Genomic DNA, 21,081 nt, shown 5'->3' on the forward strand with positions numbered 1-21,081 from the left:
CGCGCAGCGAGTCGCGGGGCTCGACGACACCGGGGGCGTTCGGAGACAGGAGCACTTATGACCGATTCCTGACTCACCAAAATTACGCACAAACAGACGATTTAACACCTCTAGCTATCGACAATGGCCACCGACGATAATTCTACTAAAAATGCTGACACAGAAACCGACGACCAATCGTCCAAATACATCGAAATCACACCGAGTGACGACACAGTCGACCCAGACAACGTCGCAAGACATTGGAAACGTCTCCACAATCTCGAATACAGCGTCGACGGTAGCTGGCTCACCACGCTCTTCAACGACACCCACAAACCCACGCTTGAATGGTTGCTCGTCAGTGATGGCGGAAGTGACCCGAGTGTCACCTACTACGTCGGCCTCACCACAGAAACGCAAGCAACCGAAACCACAGACTCGCTTCTTACGCAACTCGAACGGATTCTCCGTGGACTGTTCCCGGAGACATACGAGTTCGAGCGCACACAATTCGCCGAACATCCACTCGACAAAGCCACCGAACCAGAAGCCTGTGCGGCAGTCGAGTTCTGTGGCGACGTCGACCGTTACGACGACTGGCAGACACAACTGACGCCACTTGCAGACTTCTCCGACGACGACACCGCCCGCGTCCCGCTCGCTGCAGTCGTCGAAACGATGGCCAACCAACCGCTTCCTATCATTTACCAAGCGCTCGTCTATCCATATCGCGACTGGCGCGGTGACGCCAGCTATCGGAAACATCAACTCAAGAACGGCGAGGACACGGCCACACAACGCGCTGTTGCAACGCTGTTTGGGCCGACGACAACAGAGACCTCGCCAGAGAAGACTCAGATACCGGATAGCGCGAAGCCTCGCCTCGAAGAAATCGACGCCCGAGACGCTCGCCATACGTTCGTCGTGAACGCCCGTGCCGTCGCCATTGACCCCGCCACCGTCGCGGATGAAAACTCCTCGAAACCCAGTTCACCAACCCCCAAAACCGTTGCTCAGGGGCTCAGCACGACACTAAGTGACGTTGGCCACACGAACTATGAGATCACCGGCGTGGTTCGAACACTCGACTCCAAACGCAGCGTACGAGAGATACTCGACGACATCCGAACCCAAACACTCCATCAGCCTGATTACGACACTCTCAAAACGCGACTTCCCTGGACACCGACGCGCTCGAAAGCCATCATCGCTGACCCCCAGGAACTCGGCAACTTCACCGTCCTCGATGGCTCGGCGCTCACTACTGCAGCAAAACGCGCCATTGACCCAACACTCGGCGAACGGACGGCACAACCGCGACCTCCAGCAAGCGAACTCACGCACTACCACGGAGAGGGTCTCACGCTCGGCCAGCCACTCACCCAGGACGGCACACCTGACGACGACGCACTCGTCCTACCGCCGTCGCTCCAACCACTGCACGTTGCGTGGTTCGGGAAAACTGGCTCAGGCAAATCGACCTCACTCATCAACGCAATACTCTCGAACCACGAGGCCACAGACGGCGCAGACATCCTCATCGACCCGAAAGGTGACGGGATGCCCGTTGAGTACCTCAGAGCGCACTACGCCGAGTACGGCACCCTCGAAAACGTCTACTACTTCGATTGTGCGAAGGTCCTCCCCGCACTCCCGTTTTTCGATATTCGCGACCAACTTGACGCAGGTATCGACCGTACGACTGCCGTCGAAGACGTTGTCGACCACTACATCGAAATTCTGCAGGGTATCATGGGCAGAGACCGGTTCGAGCAGGCCGTCCGCTCACCAGACATAATTCGGTATCTCGTCAAGGCTCTGTTTGACCCGGTGCATGGCTCGGACGCCTTCAGCCATCGTGAGTTCCAGCACGTCACCGGTCGAATGCACCAGACACGCGATGCCCCACCAGTGAGCGACCCGGACCTCCAGGGAATGCTCGCCGGTGTTGCATCCAACAGCCAACGGTCGTTCGACGAGTTGATGCAGGGTGTCGCAAACCGGATCGAGAAGATTCCAATCGATGACCGTCTTGGTCGTTTGTTCAACCACGTCCCTGAGGCCAACACCGACCCCGAACTCGATTTTCGAGAGCTAATCGACGAGGACGCAGTCATTCTCATCGACACAGGCGGGCTCAGACCGGAGAGTCGCCGCGCGATCACGCTCGTCCTCCTCTCGAAACTCTGGAGCGCACTTCAGCGCCGCACCCGTGAATCAGACTCGAAAGAGCATCCACTCGTCAATCTCTACCTGGAAGAAGCATCCCAAGTCGCTGCTACAGGACTGATGACTGACCTACTCGCTCAATCGCGGTCGTTCGGTCTCTCAGTCACGCTCTCGATGCAGTTTCCCGCCCAACTCCGTGAGCGGTCACGCGAAGCCTACGCGGAACTGTTGAACAACGTCTCGACGATCGTCACAGGGAACGTCGCCGTCGACCGCGACCTCGCCCGGCGACTTGCGACCGCGGACATGGACGCAAAGGACGTGGGCAATCGCCTCCGAGCACTCCGTCGGGGCCAGTGGCTCGTCAGTCTCCCAGCGCCGTTCGACGAATCCGAACCACGGCCGTTCCTCGTCGGCTCTGCACCACTCCCACCAGGACACCCGGACGGAGACAACCCGCTCGGATACGCAGGGCAGACAGCGTTCAATGCGGCCTTCGATGTTGTGCGTGACCGAACGCGCCTCAACTATGGACTCGAACTCTCCGCACCCGAAGGACGCTCCAGTACGAGTCTCACTACTGGCGAGTATGATGGTTCGACGCCACCACTGGACACGGCGTTCCCACTCACGAATCGCCTTCCTGACGCGATTACGTACGATATCGGCTCGAATGCACTCGTCTGTGAGAACTGTGAGACGAGATACGACCCGACTCGACGAGGTATCCTTCGTGGGATTCGCTGCTGTCACTCACTCGCCGAGATCGACCGCGACGATATCCCGGTCTGCAGTGTGAACCTCAAACTCTCGACTGCAGAACGCCGACAGAGCGAGTACACAGATCGCCAACTCGCGTTCCTCCAAGTCGTCTACAATGCCCACCAACAGCGCTACGACACCGAGTGGGAGTACGACATCACTCGCGACAGCATGGTCAGACTCATCGAGTACGTCGGTATCGAACGCGACGCCGTCGACGAACTCATCGACAATGGCCTGCTCAACGAGGACTGCACCCACCCGTACAAGCTCTACACGGTCACACCCGAAGGCAGAGCAGAAATCCAGGTGGGTCACCGCGAAGGAATTGCTCACGGCGATGGCCGAGGCGACCTCAGCGAGTCAAGTCTCCACGTCGCGATGGTTGAGGTGGGACGACAGTATCTCGAACAGGAGTTCGTCGAGAATCCGGAGTCGGAGGCAGTCGAGGTCGTCACCTACTACAGCGACGATGATGATGACCACCGTCTCGATGCCGTCTGTCTCGATGAGGATGGAGTGGTCGTCGTCACGCTCGAAGCCGAGCGCATCAACCACGACCGACGCCGCGCTATCCCCGAAGATTTCGACAAGATGGCTGCGTTCGACCCCGAAGCAGCAATCTGGATCGTTCGGACGCGAGACGATGCTCACGACGTCGTCGAGATGCTCAATGACCCGCCTGAGGGCGAACCACGAGTCGAGAAAACATATAGTCGGAACTCACCACCACAGCGATTCAGTATTGACCAACCAGGACTGACCGAGATTGGGACGATGGGGTACGTTCGGGATACACTCCTTCAGTAGCTTCAAACCCAATCATCTCACCCTGAGTGTTAATATCTCTCACAGAATACTGTCTACTGGATGATGACATCAACGCTGCCCACTCACTTGGGAGAGACTCTGTTGTGAGTAGTCTTGACTCCAACTGGAGTGCCGTCGACGACTGGTGGGAAACGACGGAACTCGGGAGTTCTGAGTCGCTTGCTAAGCTACAGACGCTATTCGACGGTTTGAACGAGCAGTGGCGCAAGAGTCCGTCATGTTTCGACCAAGATCCATTATCGAGCGACTGGCCTGACGACGGACCGCTTCGAACCAGTCAAGAAGAAAATTGGTCAAAATGGCTCGCACACCTCTGCCATACTGCCCCTGCAAACTTCGTCAGTGATATATTTGATGTCGCGGTTACTGACTCGCCTGATCGGGTTTCCTGTGAAGTCCCGCTTAGCTCGGATACTATCCATGACCGTCGTGCCGACGTTCTCATTCAATACCCAGAAGCGGGAATGTCAGTCGAAGTAAAAATCGACGACAACCACTATTCGAAAACACCGGAAACTGCTCGGTTGATCGAGCAACACGACCAAAGACGGACGTGGAACCATTACTTGCTGCTTCCAGCCACCAACCACGAGACCCTTCGAGCGAACACAGAATCGCAACTTGATGAGGAAACGGGCGATCACGCAATTCTGCGAGGGACGCAACCTAACGAACCCGACGTCACCATACTCTACTGGCGCGATATCAGCCAGAGTCTCCGACGAACACTACTCACAGACCCGTCTGCAACGACACATTGGCAAGCCAGTGCGTACTCGTTTATCGCGGTCATCGAAACCGTTCTTTGCCAGTTCCTTCCTGCTCGCCTCATCACTCACACTTTGTCTGGAACCACCGGGTTCGCTGACCAAATACGGCTCCGAAACACACCGCTCACCGACCAGTACGCGTATCTCACCACCACCCACAATAATGACTGATAAGACTCTCACAAACGGCCTCGAATCGGACCGGTATCTGAAAGCACGACAGCTCGTCTACGACTTCGAGACGAGACTCATCAGTATGCTCGAAACGACTGGGCGCGAAATGCTCCGCGAGGCAGGGTATCAGACTGACGTCTCCTTTCACGACAAAGCACTCGGTCCTGGGTTTACTACCACGCTCGCTACGATCCGTACTGAAGCCCCGATCAGACACGATGACGCTGCAGACAGCACCACCAAACTCAACGTCGGCGTCGAATGGGTTACCCCGGATACTATCGACGACACATCGGCTGGCACGGACGCGTACTCGTACGTCCAGTACAAAATCCAACACGGCTCTCAAACCGTGTACGATACTGTTCGAGATGCCACGGTCCGCGACGATGAATGGCCTGATATCCGATTCTACGCCGATCAATGGTATAGCTCACAAAAACATGCGCCTGGTATAGTGGCAATCCCGCTTACTGAGCCTGAAGCGCTTGAAAACCACCTCACGACACTCACAAACCACTTCGCCCACGTATACGCTCCAGCATACAAAGAGTCACTTTAATCTCCCTAGCACAGATTCATGAAAATCTCGGGTGGACGGCTCTGTTGAAGTCCTCAATCGGTAATGGGTGTGAGAAGTCATGCTAAGTACAGAGCGCGTAGTAAGCAGAAAGGCTATTCTGTCGCTCATATACACCCCGTTATGAGAGAGTTTATCGAAGACAACCGCAAACATTGGGAGGAGCTCGCTGATCTCCATCCGGAGACTGACTACTACGAAGTCGAGGAGTTCCTCAACGGGGAATCTACGCTTGATCCGATCGAATTAGAAGAACTTGGGCCAGTCGAGGGCAAATCGCTGCTTCACTTGCAGTGTCACTTCGGCCTCGATACGTTATCCTGGGCGCGTCGCGGAGCGGACGTGACTGGAGTGGATATCTCGACCAGAGCCGTCGAAGCAGCACGTGAGTTAGCGGACAAGACTGGGCTGGGAAACCAGGCCCGCTTCGTTCAGTCAGACGTGTATGAGATTGCCGATGGCTCGCCGATTGAAACCGAAGAATTCGATATCGTGTACACGTCGTTTGGGGTGCTGTTCTGGCTTCCCGATCTCGCGGAGTGGGCTGATGTTGTGGCACAGTTCGTTCGCAAAGGGGGTACGTTCTATCTCGCTGAACACCATCCGTTCACCAATACGCTCAGCGAGGATTCGACAGGGGAGAACCTGCAAGCCCGCTATCCGTATTTCCGTGAGCGGATTAGTTACGACGCGACCGAGACAGGGAGCTACGCTGGCATTGAACCAGAAGAACTCGAACACGGACCGACTCACGGGTGGTCTCACTCACTTGGAGAAATCGTCTCGGCCTTGTGCGAGTCAGGGCTCCAGCTCGAATTTCTCCACGAGTACCCCTGGTCGACGTTCGAGGCTGTAGATGCGATGGAACGACGAGAAAACGGTCGTTATGTTCTCCCCGAACTCGAACACGACCTTCCGTTCGTATTTTCTCTTCGAGCCTCACGCTGAATCCACCCTCTGTATCTCGCACGGCGTTTCTGACTGAATCATGGTAGTTCGTAGAGGCGTTGCTGAATACAGTGCGCGTATCGGTCACCCGAGGTTCTGACGGTGCGCCAGTTCGACGGGCCAGATGAATTAAATTTATCCCAGTTGCTGGCTATTACCTCTATTATAAATGCCCTCCAACAGTCGCCGCCGCTTCCTCGCAGCCGCAGGCATCGTTGGCCTCGCCGGGGTTGCTGGGTATTACGCGCATGGAAGCAGTCGTCCGGACGTGAACCCCGCGACGGGCCTGGCTCAGGATACCAGCCAGGCGCTCAACGACGAGGTAGTGTACATCGCTGGCGACGCCAGCGACCTTCCGAATCCGCCGGCAACGACCGAGTCACTCGAAGATGCGGACGCCGTGCTGGCAACCGCGACCGCAGATCGGACGAAACTCGCACACGCGTTTCGCGCCGGGAAGCCGGTCGCAGTCGCGGGTAGCGGCGCAAATGGTGCCGTTCACAGCCTCCTCGACAGCGTCCGAGAGGATTACTCGTTTGGCGTGGAGATGGTACGGGCGCGCCCCGTCAAGGTCGTTGTCGCGGATCCACGCGGCGACACCGTGGAGACGTACACGTTTGTCGCCGAGGGTGGGTGGGACGATCCAATTCTCGACCCGTTCGGATGGGTGCTCGTTGGTCGCGTTCCCGAATGTGACACGTTCGTCCCGGAGTCGTCTATGGATGATATGTTCGAGTACGCTGGCGCGGCGCACATCGTCGGCCGCCTCCCGACTGGCGAGACGTATGCCTCGCGTTCGGAGGCGTCAGTCAGTCGGCAGGACGCTGATCTATTTGTTCGCTTCCAGACGAAACTGCACGCCGCAGCGACCGACGGATACGCCGTCGAGGAAGCCGTTCGGGAAGTGGACTTCGCCGACGACAAACGCCTCACGGAGGTCTATCCGAACACACACACGCGCAAAACGGCGTGCAGGTCGCAAATGTGTCGGATACGATACGGAGTATGTTCACAATTGAGGTCACACCTGCAAATTCGCGGGCCCGTAGTGGACTTACTGGCTGCGGGGGCCTTCAAATAGAGGGTGGACTTGCCTACGACCATCGCATGAGATTCCAGTGGAAGCGCGACAGACTCCTCGACACCGACCGGCACTACGGCAGCGCGACAGGCCGTGGCGAGTGGGCAATCAACGCCTAACCGCGGAATCAGTCCCCGACCCTCTCAAGAACCCGGTATGGCAGGCTGAGTCATCGACGACGAGACCCTGCTCTCAGACACTCCAGCCTCAACAGACTCACCGTGATGTCGAGCTCCAACTCTTTTTCCTTCTCGTACTGACGGTTATGCTGAATCTATCCTCTTTATTCAGCACGCATCTTCTATCATCGACTGAATGTTCCACAGAGTTGAGTGGACCTATGTCCACGACAGGGCCGAACGAAGACGAGTAAGAAAACCCTCTGAGGTACCAGTACTGCTCCCGGTCTCCTGTTCAAGCGCTCGTCGACGAGAACGCTCTGCTTCGAGTTCTGTCTCTAAGGTCTCGATCTCACCACGAAGCCGTTGAATCGTCTGCTCTAGCTCTGTAATCGTCTCTATCCGCGCTTGCTCGCGCTCTCGAACGTTTTCGAGATGCGTCGAGTTAGCAGAATTCTCCGATACAGACCCAGCGTTTCGATTACCGCTGGGAGATGACGATGACGGAGTAGCGGTCTCCGTCGATTGCAACGCCGTTTGTTCGGTACTGGTCTGCGGGCTATAGAACTCACTCGTCCCCGAAACCGCCCGTTCGACTGTTTTCTCACCGTACGTACTGCCGTCGGCGAAGTGCTGTTCGTCCCATTTCGGTCGCATCAATCCGGAGTCGCGGAACAAGTGGTCGATACGTCGCTCGTCACCACCAGTCCAGAAGGCAAGCAACGAACACAGCGCAAAATCAGCCTCCGACTGACTTTCGTAACCGCTTGTGTCCCCACGCCAGAGCCGGGAGAACTTCTCGCCGTTTCCAGCAATCTGTGCTTTCTGGAGGAGCGTCTCGTCGTCCAAATCGATGACTGGATTTGATGACGATGGTGGTGTTGTCGAACCGCCTGAATCATCATCGCTCTCAGAGCGCCGTACAGGCTCACTGTCGTCGTCTTGAGTCAGTGTGTCCGAACGGTCTCCTTCAACAGAAGATGCTGATGTCGAAGCAACGTATGCTTCGTGGACGGCTCTGAGTTCCTCATCTCGTTCACAGACTGTCGACGGCGTCCCGTCGACGTAGTCGCCGGTAACGGTAAAGAAGCGTGCATCCTCGTACAGTTCGACGTCTCCCGATCGGTTTCTGTCACCGGGCAGCTTGCCGTGGACGATCACGTGATAGCCTGTTCCCGAGGGGCTGATTTCGGTGTATGAGTCGAGGGTGTTGATTATCTCGGTGGCCCAATCGACTCCCTCCTCGGTGTCGGGATCTCTACAGTCGTCGAGGTCGATACCGACGAGTGGATCTTCAGCAGTGAATACGAATCCAAGTCCGTATCCAGATTTTTCGGTCGCTGTTTCGTAGGCCACGTTGAATGATGCCCACGTGTCGGGGTCGGTCGTCGATGCGTAGCGTTTTGTTTCGGGGTTGACCGGAATTTTTGTTGGCTTCCCGCTGCGGTTCTCCTCGCGCCAACACACCCATTGGTCACGAGCGAGGAGCGCTTCGGGGAGTGCCGCCCGGTCAGGCAACTCCACTGTCGTCATCTCTGTTCACTCGATGCAGATTGCGACTGACGCAATGAGCACTTCGGATTCTCCATTTGACGGCGAATTGAAATCGGGCAGTACACCCATATTTCCATGTCGAATTCATGGTTTTCAGGGCTATTCGAAGCTAGTCATTGATAGGTCCGGTGGCTGTACAGCGAGGCGTGTATCCGGAATAAACTGGTCTAGTGAGTGTGTACAGGATAGGTCGTCGACAAAGAGGAACACATGAACTGAGCGAAGTCACACCGACAGGGAGATCGTCGCCCAGAGCGTCTCAGAACAGCATTTCGTGCCCGGGTTAATAACCAAAGGGTACCGCAAATTTGGCGGTTGTCGGTTTTACCAAACCGGTGTACGTGATGGAGTTGTACACTGATGAGAGAGGGGAAGAACGGATGATGAAGCAACACTAGAACAAACGTATCGAGGCGCTTTATCTCCCATTTGTGGGTTAGAGAAGCGCTGAAAGCGGCGTTTCTGAGTTAATAATCGGTCTCTGTCGACGACGACATTCGAAAGCCGTTCTTCCATGAAATCATGGGCGAGAGCCCGAGTGTATGGAAAATTTGGATTCGCCGCATCAAGGACATAGTGGCTCGAAGAGATGGCGGTTTATCAGTGGGTCTCGTCAGGAGATTCGGCGTAGAGAGCCTCTGTTCGCCGTTTTATTTGGAGATATTCTTCGATAGTGATGACGGCACTAACTTAGACTGAATCTGAATCACCTACACTGTACACATCGGCTGCACAGCAATGTTTCCGGATGCAGGATGATTGTACACTGCCTTGTGGTAGTTCTCCAGCACTCAAATTGCGATGAAGTGGTTCAGTTGATGCCCTCTATTCAACACTACCTGGCAAATAACCACTAACTGGAGAGCACAATAGAGCGAATGTACCGTCTCATCAACAGAGTCTGATGTACGAAGGAGCCAAATATCGTCTACAGCACTCTGTACAACTAGGTTTTCTCACACTTCCCAGCAATGTGACTCGGCAACCCACCCTTCTTGACTTCTTCTCCGCAGAACGGACAGTCCTGTGTTTGACCGCCGAATCCAGTCGGCCCACGAGAGTCGACATTTTCATAGTAGTCGTCAAGCACGTCGCTCGCAAGCTTTGACCACGAGCGACCCATCTGACCGAGTAACTGTGTGAGCGCACGGCGGTTTTTTGCTTCTACCAACTGTGAGTTCTCATCGAGAAACGCTCGGAGGACGGTTTCACGGTCGTGATCTTCGAGATAGGCGATTTTGGTGACGACACCGTTGAACGCCTGTGTACCACCTTGGCCTCTCCTTACTGCAAAGAACCGGAGTCCAGCTTCTCGATGCCGACTCCGTGGGGTCGTCGGTAAGTCGCCTTCTGGTGACGGACCATGTTCCTGAAGATAGGCGATATTACGAGTCGGTTGAATCGGCACGATAGGGTTTCGAGGAGTAGGCTGTGTTATTTCTTCGATTTCGTGATGATTGTTGCTCTGTCTTCTATACCGACACTCCAGTGCAAGTTGTGTGCTCAACGAAGCCGAACAATTAGTAGTTCGAATTGCCACCTACGATGGCCCAATTTCTGAAAGAGTGGCTCTGTTGAAACCCTCAGCATCTGAGAGGAATTGCATGCTAGATTCAGAATATTATTGCAGTAGCATCGGCGAAAATTGGGAAAATTGCCGCTAATGGCGAACTGTATAATAAGGCATATTCAACAAGCAGGTGAATCGGTGAATAGTAGCATAATCAATTATTCCCTTGTTTAGAAAAGTCACTATCACCACCCTGCGTTAAGATATGGCCTTCACCGATAGCTTACTCTATTCCAACCTATACCGTCACACTTGGGGCATAACCCGACCCCATAGTGTCCACCACCTTCACAAGTTCCACATTTCAAAACTTCCTCATTGTGAGATACGCGAAACAAATGGACCCCGTCCCCGTTGCAGGCAGGACACATTCCAGTTCCAACTACCCCACCCCCACCACAAGCACCACAGGGTTTTCTTACAGCCATGTGATATCATCATTCTCGATGAATATAATCGTTTCTCCGCAGTTTTGACCCGCTACTGGAGATGCGTTGTGTATTCAGCACGGGTACTGAAACCTATCACCGATTGAGGGTTTCAACAAGGCCGAACGAGTCGCTTTGAGAGTTTATCTACGGGCACTAGCCGTGCCCCGTATGAAATCAAAATCCGAAGATGGAGCTACGTCTAAAGGGTACAGTCGAACCGGAAAGCAACTCACAGAGGGTGGTTTTAGCGGAGATACAGAAGTAATGACGGCACGCGGGCCCGTCGTGGTATCAAAACTCTCGTCGGGGTGGGGGTGAAGCCGACCAACAGTTTTCAACTGCCGACGATGGTATGGACGGGGTTCCAACGCACTCTTTAAGCCGTCCGACTGTGATAGTATGCGTAGATGGTAAAGAGTACCCGTCACGCGAAATACGAACTCTACTACCACATAGTGTTCGTGCCGAAATCTGGCGGAATCGAAGATTCCGCTGACCTCGCGGAACAGGGTTCCGCTCAGTATCGGCGTTCGCACCTGACGGAGAAGACGAAGGAACGTCTCAAAGCCATCTTCGCGGAAATCTGTGAAGACAAGGGCCTCGAACTGGCCGAGTCCGAGGTCATGCCCGACCACGTACACCTGTTTATCGGAAGTCCACCAAAGAACGCCCCGTCACTCATCGTCAACTGGGTCAAGGGCATCTCCGCCCGCAAGTACAATCAGCGGTACGACGACCGCGTGAAGTGGACTCGTTCGTACTACGTCGGAGCAGCGGGGAGCGCCTCAAAAGGCGCTGTCGAACGCTACATCGCTGAACAAGGGGATGAGGACGCATGAAGCGCGTCAACACCTTCGAGGTCGTCCCTCAGACCAAGAACGACAAAGAGTGCCTCCTACGGCTACTCGACGCCTCCGCCTCTCTGTGGAACGAACTCACCTACGAACGCCGTCAGAACTACTTCGGTGACGGCGACGTGTGGGACACTTCCGAGTACCGTGGACAGTACAACGGTGTCGTCGGAAGTGCGACCGTTCAACAGGTCACGCGCAAGAACAGCGAAGCGTGGCGGTCGTTCTTTGCCCTCAAGGAGAAAGGCGAGTACGCCAACCCACCGTCGTACTGGGGCAACGAGAAAGACGGACGCGAACTCCGCACCTACATCCGATGCAACCAGTACACGATTGAGTGGGGCAAGCGTAGTCGTCTCGAAATCCCTGTCGGGCAAGAACTGAAAGACGAATACGGACTCGGCTACCACGAACGACTCCGCCTCGAAGTCCGAGGCAACCCGAAGTGGGACGGCAAACAGGGTCGTCTGGAACTTGAGTACGACGAGGTGAGCGACACGTTCAGGGCTTTTCAACCAGTCACTGTCCCTGATTCTCGACTGGATTCACCACTGGCTTCCGAAGAAGCCGCCCTCGACGTTGGCGCGAACAACCTCGTCGCCTGTTCCACGACCACTGGGAACCAGTACCTCTACGACGGACGCGAGTTGTTCGGACGGTTCCGCGAGACGACCGACGAAATTGCCCGCCTACAATCGAAACTCCGCGAGGGACGCTACAGTTCCAGGCGTATTCGACGGCTGTACCGACAGCGGACGAAACGCCGTGACCACGCACAGAACGCACTGGTGCGCAACCTCGTTGAACGGCTGTACGACGAGGGTGTGGCCACGGTGTACGTGGGCGATTTGACCGACGTGCGGGAAACGCATTGGTCGATCAGGGTGAACGAGAAGACGCACAACTTCTGGGCGTTCAAGAAGTTCATCCACCGTCTCGCGTGCGTCTGTGAGGAATACGACATCAGCCTCGAAGCCGAGTCGGAAGCGTGGACGAGTCAGACGTGTCCCGAGTGTGGCGACCGCGAGGAGACGATTCGCCACGGAGATACGCTGACGTGTCCATGCGGATTCGAGGGACACGCCGACCTCACGGCGTCAGAGACGTTCCTTCGAGAAAACAGCGATTGCGAAATCAGGCCGATGGCACGGCCCGTGCGATTCGAGTGGGACGACCACGATTGGTCGGGGAAACCACACCCTCACGAAAGTCCCAAAGAAGTGCGCACAAACCCGCAAGTTGCCTCCGTGGGTCGGTAGCCGAACCCCCAACGGAGGAATCCTCGCGCTTTAGCGCGGGGAGGATGTCAAGGGCTACGTCGACGAGATCAAATCCTCACGGGTCGAACGCGGCGTCGTCTATCGAATCACGGCGAACGAGACGGTCGCACAGCGATGGGCCGAGAAGAACTGTCCGGCGGGACCGAACCGCGAGTTCGGCCCCTGCGAGTCGTTCGAGGGGGTCGTCGTCCAGGAGCGAGCCGGAGAGTCCGTCGTCGTCGCCGTGGGTCTCGACGTTCGGGTGACGACCGACCGAGGGGAGCGATGGATGACCGACGTCTGGCGCGTCTGAAGCGACGACCGGAAACTGCGGGACGGTGGCGCGACCGCAGCCCCACTGAGTGCGTGTAATGTCATATTTTTGCGTCAGAGTCCCGCGAGGCGGTTCGGTAATCCCCCGAACGATACAGCGATCACGAACATCTCGATACGTTATCGATATTCACAAAACTGTGGATGGTCCGCGTGCCTCGTCGGTGTGTCGCGGAACAGCAGTTGTCGTTCGGCCGACCTGGAGGCTAATATTGGTCGCTTGCGGACGACACGGAAGACAGAATGCCCCTCGTGAAAGTTTCAGAAGAAAATCATGTATTTCGTGATACCCCTCTGTGGCGCCCAGAGGCTATGAGCCGCATAACAAGATAGCTGTTCGATATCGAACACTTGAGGGATTCACGGATGGGTGGAAAACACATAGAGGATAGTCATTCAGAGACGATGGCACCGTCTCTACGTCGTATATATGCGCCCAGAGGGGCAGTTAGAGAGGACGGAGAGAGTTATCTTCACCGGATTCCGGCTCGCGCCGTACGGGACAGTTCGGACCCGACGACCGGCGTCGACCTCGACGCGAGTTTCGAGGCGCTCGGGGCGGGAAACGAGTTCGTCGTCGCGGCCGTCCACCGGTCGCTCCGGGAGGTCGAGACCGGATGAGCCGAAAAAACACGGGGGACGCGGAGGACGAGAGCGCTCGACGGTCGAACGCGAGACGCCTCCGAGACCGGTTCACCGCCGTCTCGAGGTCGCTCTCGGCGACGAACGTCGTTCTCGCTGCGGCGCTCGTGTTTTCGGTCGGAACGGTCGCCTACAGCGTCAGCACGGACGCACAGCGCGAGCAGTACACCGAACTGTACGTTCTCGGCGACGCCGGAGACGGTCAGCCGACGGCCTCGACGTATCCCGACGAACTCGTCGTCGACGAACCGACTCGGCTGCTGGCGGGAGTCGAAAACCACGAGGGCACGACGCAGCGGTACACGCTCGTCGTCCAGCTCCAGCGGGTCGACGCGGAGTCCGATTCGACCCCGGAACCCGCCGTGACCGAGACGCAGCGCGTCGGCCAGTTCGAGCGGAGCGTCGACTCGGGCGACCGGTGGCGGATTTCGCACCACGTCGTTCCCGAACGGCGAATCGGCGGCGAGAGAGCCAGACTCACGTACCTGCTCTACCGCGGTGACGTGCCGCAGCGGCCGACCGTCGAGAACGCGTATCGGACGGCCCACATCTGGGTGAGTGTGTCCGATGAGTGATAAAACGCGTCCAGAGACTTCTCGATGTGCAGTCGACGCCTCGACGTCTCGAGTCACAGTGATGGGTTCGACTGGAAACGCGGTTGAACGCGGTCAGAGACGGAATATTCGGCTGGTGATGGTGTCGATAGCGGGAGGAATCGACGAACAGACAGAGAACGAACAGCAGCGCGACAGTACGCTACGGACCCACGAATGAATCCGCACACTCACCCGACGAATATTCTCAGTTTCGACGTCGAGCACTGGTACTCCGCGACGCTCCTCGGTGGGAATGTTGGCGATTCGGTGGACAGGATACACGAATCGACGGATATCGTTCTCGATACCCTCCGGAGATACGACGCCGTGGCGACGTTCTTCATCGTCGGTGAGGTTGCCGAGACGTATCCGGAGATCATTAGAAAGATAGCGGACGACGGACACGAGATCGCTTCGCACGGACAGACACACACGCCGATTTTCGATCTCACTCCGGAGCAATTCGAATACGAACTTTCGGCATCCGCGGACGCATTAGAATGGGCCTCCGGCGACCGTCCGATCGGATTTCGTGCGCCGAACTTCTCGGTGACACGCGAGACCGAGTGGTCGATCGACGTGCTCGAGTCGAGCGACTACGTCTACGATTCGAGCGTCTTCCCGATGAAGACGCCGATGTACGGCGTCTCGAAAGGGTCACTGCGGCCATATCTCGTCAACTCGGAACGACCGTTCGAACCGACGACGGACACGACGACGGGGGAGAGTCGTCTCGTCGAGTACCCCATGGCGGTCACCGACACCCCATTTCGGTTGCCCGTCGCCGGGGGGTTCTACGCGCGACTGTTCCCGATAGAGCTTCTGGAGTGGGGAATTCGGCGGCTCAACAGACGCGGTATCCCGGCGACGCTCTACTTTCATCCCTGGGAGTTCAACCCTGCAGTGTCGACACCCGACCCTCCGTTCGCGAACCGCTTCATCAGTTTTCACGGCATCGACCGCACCGCCGCGAAACTGGAGCGACTGCTCCAGACGTTCGAGTTCGACACACACGCATCTGACCTGACCGGCCGCGGCTGGCGCGAACTGGCCACTGGACTATCGACAGGTAACGAATCAATATGAGTGACATCAAAAAGACAAATACGACGACGGCCGAACTGACAATCGAACGCTGCAGCAACTCGTACGAGTGGGACCGGTTCGTCGAGCGGGTCGACGGCCCACCGTACGCGCTGTGGGGGTGGGGGGACGCCGCCGAACTGTACGGGCACGACCGGTGGTATCTCGCCGCTTCCAGAGACGACGACATCGTCGCCGCACTCCCGCTCGTCCACATGAAGAGTCGTCTGTTCGGGTCGAAACTCGTCTCTCCACCGTACGGTGAGCGAGGGTCGGTGCTGCTCGACGAATCCGACCTCACAGCCGATCGGGCCGCCACTCGCCTGTTCGAACGGACACGAGCGTTGGCGAACGCACTTGGCGTCGATTTCGTGAGCCTCCGCGGAAGTCGCGTCATGCAAGCGCCGGCTTACGAACACAAGAACCGTTTCGTGACGTATCGGGTGCCGCTCGAATCGACCGAAACCGTCTGGGGGAACATCAAAGACAGTCGCCAGCGACAGATAACGCAGGCAGAAGACGCGACGCTCACCTACCGAACCGGCGAGACCCTCGACGACCTCAAAGCGTACTACGAGTTGTCCCTTCGGTCGATGCGTGGACACGGGACACCGCCGCACTCTTTCACGTTCCACAAGACGTTGTGGGATACCCTCGGTGAGGACAACGTCCACCTCGGAATGGTCGAGCGAGACGGCGAGTTGATAAACGCCATCTTGGACTTCTCGCTCGGGTCGACGGTTTACCAGTGGGGCGTCGTCAACGACTACGAGTATCGCGACCTGAACGGGGGGAGCCTCGCGCTCTGGAAGTCGCTCGAACGCGCCGCCGAGGCCGGCCACGAGACGTACGAGTTCGGTCGGACTCGCGAGGGGTCGGGCGTCTACCTGTTCAAGAAGAGCTTCGGCGGACGGAAGACGTGGTACGACGATCTCCACTACTTCCCCAGCGGGTCGGGTGAACTCCCGCATCCCGAGGACGACTCGTACGACCAGGTCAAGAAGGTGTGGCGACGGCTTCCGATTCCGGTCACACAGTACGTTGGTCCGCAGATTCGGGGGAAGATCAGCCTATGAGTCTGCACGTCGCCTACGTCGTCGGACAGAGCACCGGCGGGCTTCCACACTACACTGCCGAACTCGCAAACGCCGTGTCGAAACACGCCGAGGTAACCGTGTTGAAACCGGACAAGACGAGTGCCGACGACCTATTCGACGACGAAGTCGAGGTCATCGACGCTTTCAAACCCATCAGCGTCTCGATGCCGCAACTGTACAGTTTCGAGGTCAATCCGTTCGACTTCGTCCGCGGGATTCGCTCCTACGACAACCTCAAACTCCTCGACGAACTCGACCCGGACGTCGTCCACGACACGTCCGACATGTTCCCGCAGGTGAAGCTCTACGCCGCCAAACACAACGTCGGCGAGCGCTGGCCGTTCGTCGTCACTCGACACGAGGTGGCACTCGATCGGTTCTCACTCTCGCGGCCACCGGTGTTCGTCGAAGAGGCGATGCTCGCCGCGCTTCCGGACGTCCACGAATCGCAGTACATCGTCCACTCACACAAACAGAAAGCGGCTCTCTCCACCCACGGTATCGACGACGATATCATCGAAGTCATCCCCCACGGCGCGTACGAGGTGTTCGGCACGCACGAGGACGTCGACGTCGACGTCGACCCGAACAGCCTGCTGTTCTTCGGCCACATCGTCCCGCCAAAGGGCCTCGACACGCTCGCAGCAGCGATGCCGCTCATCATGCGCGAGATTCCCGACGTGAAACTGATGGTCGCCGGCGAAGGGAACCTCCCGCGAAAACTCAAACGGTTGCAGAAAAATCATCCCGAGAACGTCGAGGTGCACAATTACTACTTGCCGAACGACGAGGTCAAGAACCTCTTCGGACGCGCCGAAATCGTCGTCGCGCCGTACCGCAGCCAGGGCGGCACGAAAGGCCACAGCGGCGCGGTGTCGACGGCGTTCTCCTTCGGGAAACCCATCGTCGCGTCGACGGCTGGGGAGTTCCGCGAACAAGTCCAAGAGAGCGGTGCGGGGAGAGTTGCCCCGCCCGAGGACCCCGAGAAACTCGCAGCGGTGCTCATCGACGTTCTACAGAACGACGAGAAGCGAGCGACGATGCGGGAGAACAGCCTCAGGATGGCAGAGCGGCTCTCGTGGAGTAGCATTGCCGACCAACATCTCGACCTGTACGAACGACTCGCAGGGCGACAGCACGCAACCCACTCACCAACAGCAAGCAAATGAGAGAACAGAGTTCGGAGAATCTGGAGAAACCTCGGACGACTACTACCCGCCGACATCTGCTGAAGTCGAGCGCAGTAGCCACTGTTCCGTTCGCCGCCGGGTGCCTCACGACTGGACGCCGTGATCTGCTCGACGCCATCGCGGACAGCGTACACCAGGAGGAGCCGCCGACCGCCCCTGGAAACAAACCGGTCGACACTTCCGAGATGACACTCGTCTTCGAAGATTGGTTCGAGAGCGGCTCGCTCGACCGTTCGAAGTGGCGAACGAAGTTCCCGTGGGACGCTCGGACGCACAACTTCGACGCTTACGCCGCCGACGAGAACGTCTACGTTGACGACGGGAAACTCGTGCTCAGAGGCGAGAACAAGCCACAGGAAGGGAAGTCGTACACGACCGGGGTCGTCTCGGCGAAGTACATCTTCAGCCCCGGCTACTTCGAGGGCGTGATGAAGGTGCCGCCGCGGTTCCCCGGGTCGTGGCCGGCGTTCTGGCTCACCTCCGCGTCCTACTGGCCGCCAGAGGTGGACATCTTCGAGTTCTTCGGTGCCGACCCGGAAGTGTACATGACGTACCACTACGATGGAGACGGAGAGGGAAGCGAACAGGTGCGAGGGACGTACGAGGGGCCCGACTACAGCGCAGACTACCACGAGTTCAGCGTCGACTGGGACCCGCCGCACCGCGTCATCTGGTACATCGACGGGGAAGAACGGTTCCGTTACACCGGCGACAACATCAAGTTCGAGAATATGTATCTGATTCTGAACTTCGGACTCGGGGCCGAGTTCTTGGGCTATCCGAGCGCGGAGAATCTCCCGGCGACCTACGAGATAGAGCGCGTTAGAGTCTGGGAACGGTAACAAAAAATATCGCGGCGTGGTCCTCTGCTGTCGGTGCTCCGCTCGGGGATCAGGACTCAGTTCGTGAAGTCGGTCTCCGCGCCGTCGAGCGTAGTGACGACGTCGCCACCGAACGTCGATATATCGGTGATCTCGCCTTCGAGGAGCCAGTACGCGTCGGTTCCGCCGACGACCTTGCCGAAGATTTTGCCGCCGCTCACTTGGTCGTCCGGATTGACCGAGGAGCGGGGTACGTCGGCTTTCAGTAGTCTACCCGTAGACTCGACTATGTACTTGACGAGGCCGTTACTGTCGTCCGCACGCTGGACGCGGAGCAACTGAACCGGTCGCTCGTTGACGAGCACGTCGGCGTCGCCGTCGAGCGAGAGTCCTTCGAGTTCGCCCTCGAAACCGAAGACTGCCTGGCCGTCGCTCACCGAACCACTCGCCGAACCGTCCGAGACCGACGCCTCGCTGCTCGCACCGCTGTCAGCTTCGAGGCTTCCGCTGACGGATAGCTCGTAGTTGGCCGTTCCCGAAGACCCGCTGGCGTCGATGGTGAGCGTGTTCGGTAACGACGAACCCGACTCCTCGTCTTCGTCTCCTTCGGTGTCACCTCTTCCGTCACTCTCCGTCTCCGGGAGCGTATCGGGGTCGACGTACTGGTTGTCGATGAACACCTGCAGGGGACCGCTGTAGTCGAACTCGGTTATCTGGCCGTCGTACCAGAAGCCAGGCAGGTCGTTGCTGCGCTCCGTGACCGTCCCGCTCGCGGAGGTTCGGTCGTCTGAAACCGTGTAATCCGCGGGGAAGTTCGTCTGAAGGTCTATGTTGCCGCCGCTCGCGGAGAACTCGAACGACGCTTCACCGCCGTCGTACTCCGAACGGAGCCAGAGATAGTGTTCTCTGGCTTCGGAATCGTCGCCGCTGGAATCCTCCTCGGAGCCGTCGGTGTTGTCAGAGTCGTCGCCGTTCGATCCGTCGTCCGAGCCGCCGTCGGAGCTGCCGTCGTTTCCGTACTCCCAGACGCGAGCCCAGTCGACCACCATCTCCTCGTCCCAGTTGGCCGATTTGTCGGTCGTGCCGACGCGGTCGATGTGGATGGTGAACATCATGTAGAACGGTGCGCCGTTGTTACACGATTCGACGATGGTGTCGGCGGTACGTTCGGCGACGAGTTGGCCGTCGACGTAGTGTCGAATAGCGTCCTCCTGCCACTCGCAGCCGTAGATGTGGAAGTTCTCGGTGAGGTCGTCGCCCACGTCGTAGCTCGCGCCGTCGTCCTCGTGAGGGCCGTTTGGCTGCGTGTCCGAGGAGTAGTGGATGTGGTGGTGCGACTGCGTGTAGTCGCTCGAGGAGCCGTCCGTCTGGAACAGCTCGACGAAATCGATCTCCGGCGGCCACGCCTCGCTGTTCGGCTTCGCCCAGAACGCCGGCAGGAAACCGACACGCTTGGGGAACTTGATTTTCGCTTCCCAGTAACTACCGGGACCGAAGTACTGCTTGTCCTTCGTGTTGACCGCGCCCGCTTCGATTCCGTTGTCGGGTGATGCACCGATGCGCAACTGTCCGTCGGTGATGTTGACGTACTCTTCGGAGATGCTCTCCGGCGAGGCGTTCGTCTCCATACCCCAGCCGAATCCGACACCCCAGTTCGAGGTGTCGAGCGACCCGCTATCGAAGGTATCCTCGAACGCGAGCGTCCACTCGTCTTGGTTTTCGGGGCCTCCTTCGGTCACTGCTGCGACACTACTCGCTCCGGCACCGATTCCGCCGAGTGCGGCGGCACTCGCACCGGTGAGTTTCAAGTAGTCTCGTCGGTCCAAAAGTCCGCTGTCGTCCTCGTTTTCGCCACTGTGCGTCTCGCCTGACAGTTTGTCACGTGCCATGCGTACGACTTCGAGACAGTAGTTAGCACTAATAATTCTTTTCTTTATGAATGTGTTGAATATACGAGACTAGTTTCCTACACCTAGTATATCTAGATTGAAAAACAAACAAATGTTTGAGAATCTATTAGTAGAGGACAAATTGTTAAAAAATGAGAACAGTTCACACTAAGCTGTTAGAAGATATGTCTGTAAATAGGTATTGATATCCGGAAATTGGGTTACTAGCATAGGATGGCACTATTAAAGCGGTATATTCAACTGGCAGTATATTTACAGTACCAGATACCAGCGGAATACAATAGGTATTTGACAATAGGTGGTCGAGAACCAGGATAAGTGCCAAAAT

General features: G+C 57.3%; 14 protein-coding genes and 1 pseudogene. 13 read left to right on the forward strand and 2 right to left on the reverse strand.

What is annotated here, in order from left to right; genetic code table 11:
- Positions 1 to 123: 123 nt before the first annotated feature.
- The 5 genes from DV709_RS05850 to DV709_RS05870 all read left to right on the forward strand — a co-directional run bounded on the left by DV709_RS05850 (position 124) and on the right by DV709_RS05870 (position 7,297).
- Positions 124 to 3,723: a type IV secretory system conjugative DNA transfer family protein gene (locus DV709_RS05850; protein ID WP_117592548.1), complete on the forward strand. Its 3,600-nt coding sequence runs from the start codon at positions 124 to 126 to the stop codon at positions 3,721 to 3,723.
- A gap of 104 nt (positions 3,724 to 3,827) precedes the next feature.
- On the forward strand, positions 3,828 to 4,685 hold the full coding sequence (locus DV709_RS17650) for a hypothetical protein (protein ID WP_157972659.1): 858 nt from the start codon (positions 3,828 to 3,830) through the stop codon (positions 4,683 to 4,685).
- Positions 4,678 to 5,250 (forward strand): hypothetical protein, encoded by a 573-nt coding sequence (locus tag DV709_RS05860; RefSeq protein WP_117592552.1) that lies wholly within the window; start codon positions 4,678 to 4,680, stop codon positions 5,248 to 5,250. The genes DV709_RS17650 and DV709_RS05860 overlap by 8 nt, the downstream gene beginning before the upstream one ends.
- A gap of 141 nt (positions 5,251 to 5,391) precedes the next feature.
- A complete protein-coding gene (locus DV709_RS05865) occupies positions 5,392 to 6,216 on the forward strand; it encodes a class I SAM-dependent methyltransferase (RefSeq protein ID WP_157972660.1) in 825 nt (274 codons plus the stop codon).
- 169 nt (positions 6,217 to 6,385) lie between these two features.
- On the forward strand, positions 6,386 to 7,297 hold the full coding sequence (locus DV709_RS05870) for a twin-arginine translocation signal domain-containing protein (protein ID WP_232819698.1): 912 nt from the start codon (positions 6,386 to 6,388) through the stop codon (positions 7,295 to 7,297).
- A gap of 338 nt (positions 7,298 to 7,635) precedes the next feature.
- Here DV709_RS05870 and DV709_RS05875 read toward each other — a convergent pair whose 3' ends face one another.
- Positions 7,636 to 8,949: a phage NrS-1 polymerase family protein gene (locus DV709_RS05875; RefSeq protein ID WP_198665653.1), complete on the reverse strand. Its 1,314-nt coding sequence runs from the start codon at positions 8,947 to 8,949 to the stop codon at positions 7,636 to 7,638.
- A 2,429-nt stretch (positions 8,950 to 11,378) separates the two neighbouring features.
- Between DV709_RS05875 and tnpA the strand changes: the two genes are divergently transcribed.
- From tnpA to DV709_RS05920, 8 genes and pseudogenes are all read left to right on the forward strand, one after another.
- The gene (tnpA, locus tag DV709_RS05880; protein WP_117592556.1) at positions 11,379 to 11,810 is read left to right on the forward strand and encodes an IS200/IS605 family transposase; all 432 of its coding nucleotides are present in this window, start codon (positions 11,379 to 11,381) and stop codon (positions 11,808 to 11,810) included.
- Positions 11,807 to 13,081, forward strand: coding sequence for an RNA-guided endonuclease InsQ/TnpB family protein (locus DV709_RS05885; RefSeq protein WP_117592558.1), 1,275 nt, complete (start codon positions 11,807 to 11,809; stop codon positions 13,079 to 13,081). Before tnpA ends, DV709_RS05885 begins: the two co-directional genes overlap by 4 nt.
- Positions 13,082 to 13,136: 55 nt before the next feature.
- A pseudogene (locus DV709_RS18485) lies at positions 13,137 to 13,394 on the forward strand (DUF7261 family protein); the annotation flags it as partial.
- A 637-nt stretch (positions 13,395 to 14,031) separates the two neighbouring features.
- A complete protein-coding gene (locus tag DV709_RS05900) occupies positions 14,032 to 14,631 on the forward strand; it encodes a DUF1616 domain-containing protein (protein WP_117592564.1) in 600 nt (199 codons plus the stop codon).
- Positions 14,632 to 14,826: 195 nt separating this feature from the next.
- The gene (locus DV709_RS18300) at positions 14,827 to 15,738 is read left to right on the forward strand and encodes a polysaccharide deacetylase family protein (protein ID WP_117592566.1); all 912 of its coding nucleotides are present in this window, start codon (positions 14,827 to 14,829) and stop codon (positions 15,736 to 15,738) included.
- Positions 15,735 to 16,811 carry a GNAT family N-acetyltransferase gene (locus DV709_RS05910; protein WP_117592568.1) on the forward strand — a complete coding sequence of 359 codons (1,077 nt, stop codon included), beginning with the start codon at positions 15,735 to 15,737 and terminating at the stop codon, positions 16,809 to 16,811. The genes DV709_RS18300 and DV709_RS05910 overlap by 4 nt, the downstream gene beginning before the upstream one ends.
- Positions 16,808 to 18,001, forward strand: coding sequence for a glycosyltransferase family 4 protein (locus tag DV709_RS05915; RefSeq protein WP_232819700.1), 1,194 nt, complete (start codon positions 16,808 to 16,810; stop codon positions 17,999 to 18,001). The genes DV709_RS05910 and DV709_RS05915 overlap by 4 nt, the downstream gene beginning before the upstream one ends.
- Positions 18,002 to 18,207: 206 nt before the next feature.
- On the forward strand, positions 18,208 to 18,864 hold the full coding sequence (locus DV709_RS05920; RefSeq protein WP_157972661.1) for a glycoside hydrolase family 16 protein: 657 nt from the start codon (positions 18,208 to 18,210) through the stop codon (positions 18,862 to 18,864).
- A 56-nt stretch (positions 18,865 to 18,920) separates the two neighbouring features.
- Here the strand turns inward: DV709_RS05920 and DV709_RS05925 are convergent, their stop codons facing one another.
- Positions 18,921 to 20,732, reverse strand: a complete 1,812-nt coding sequence (locus tag DV709_RS05925; protein ID WP_117592572.1) for a glycoside hydrolase family 16 protein — start codon at positions 20,730 to 20,732, stop codon at positions 18,921 to 18,923.
- Positions 20,733 to 21,081 lie beyond the last annotated feature (349 nt).

The organism is Haloprofundus halophilus (genome assembly GCF_003439925.1).
Classification (GTDB): Archaea; Halobacteriota; Halobacteria; order Halobacteriales; family Haloferacaceae; genus Haloprofundus; species Haloprofundus halophilus.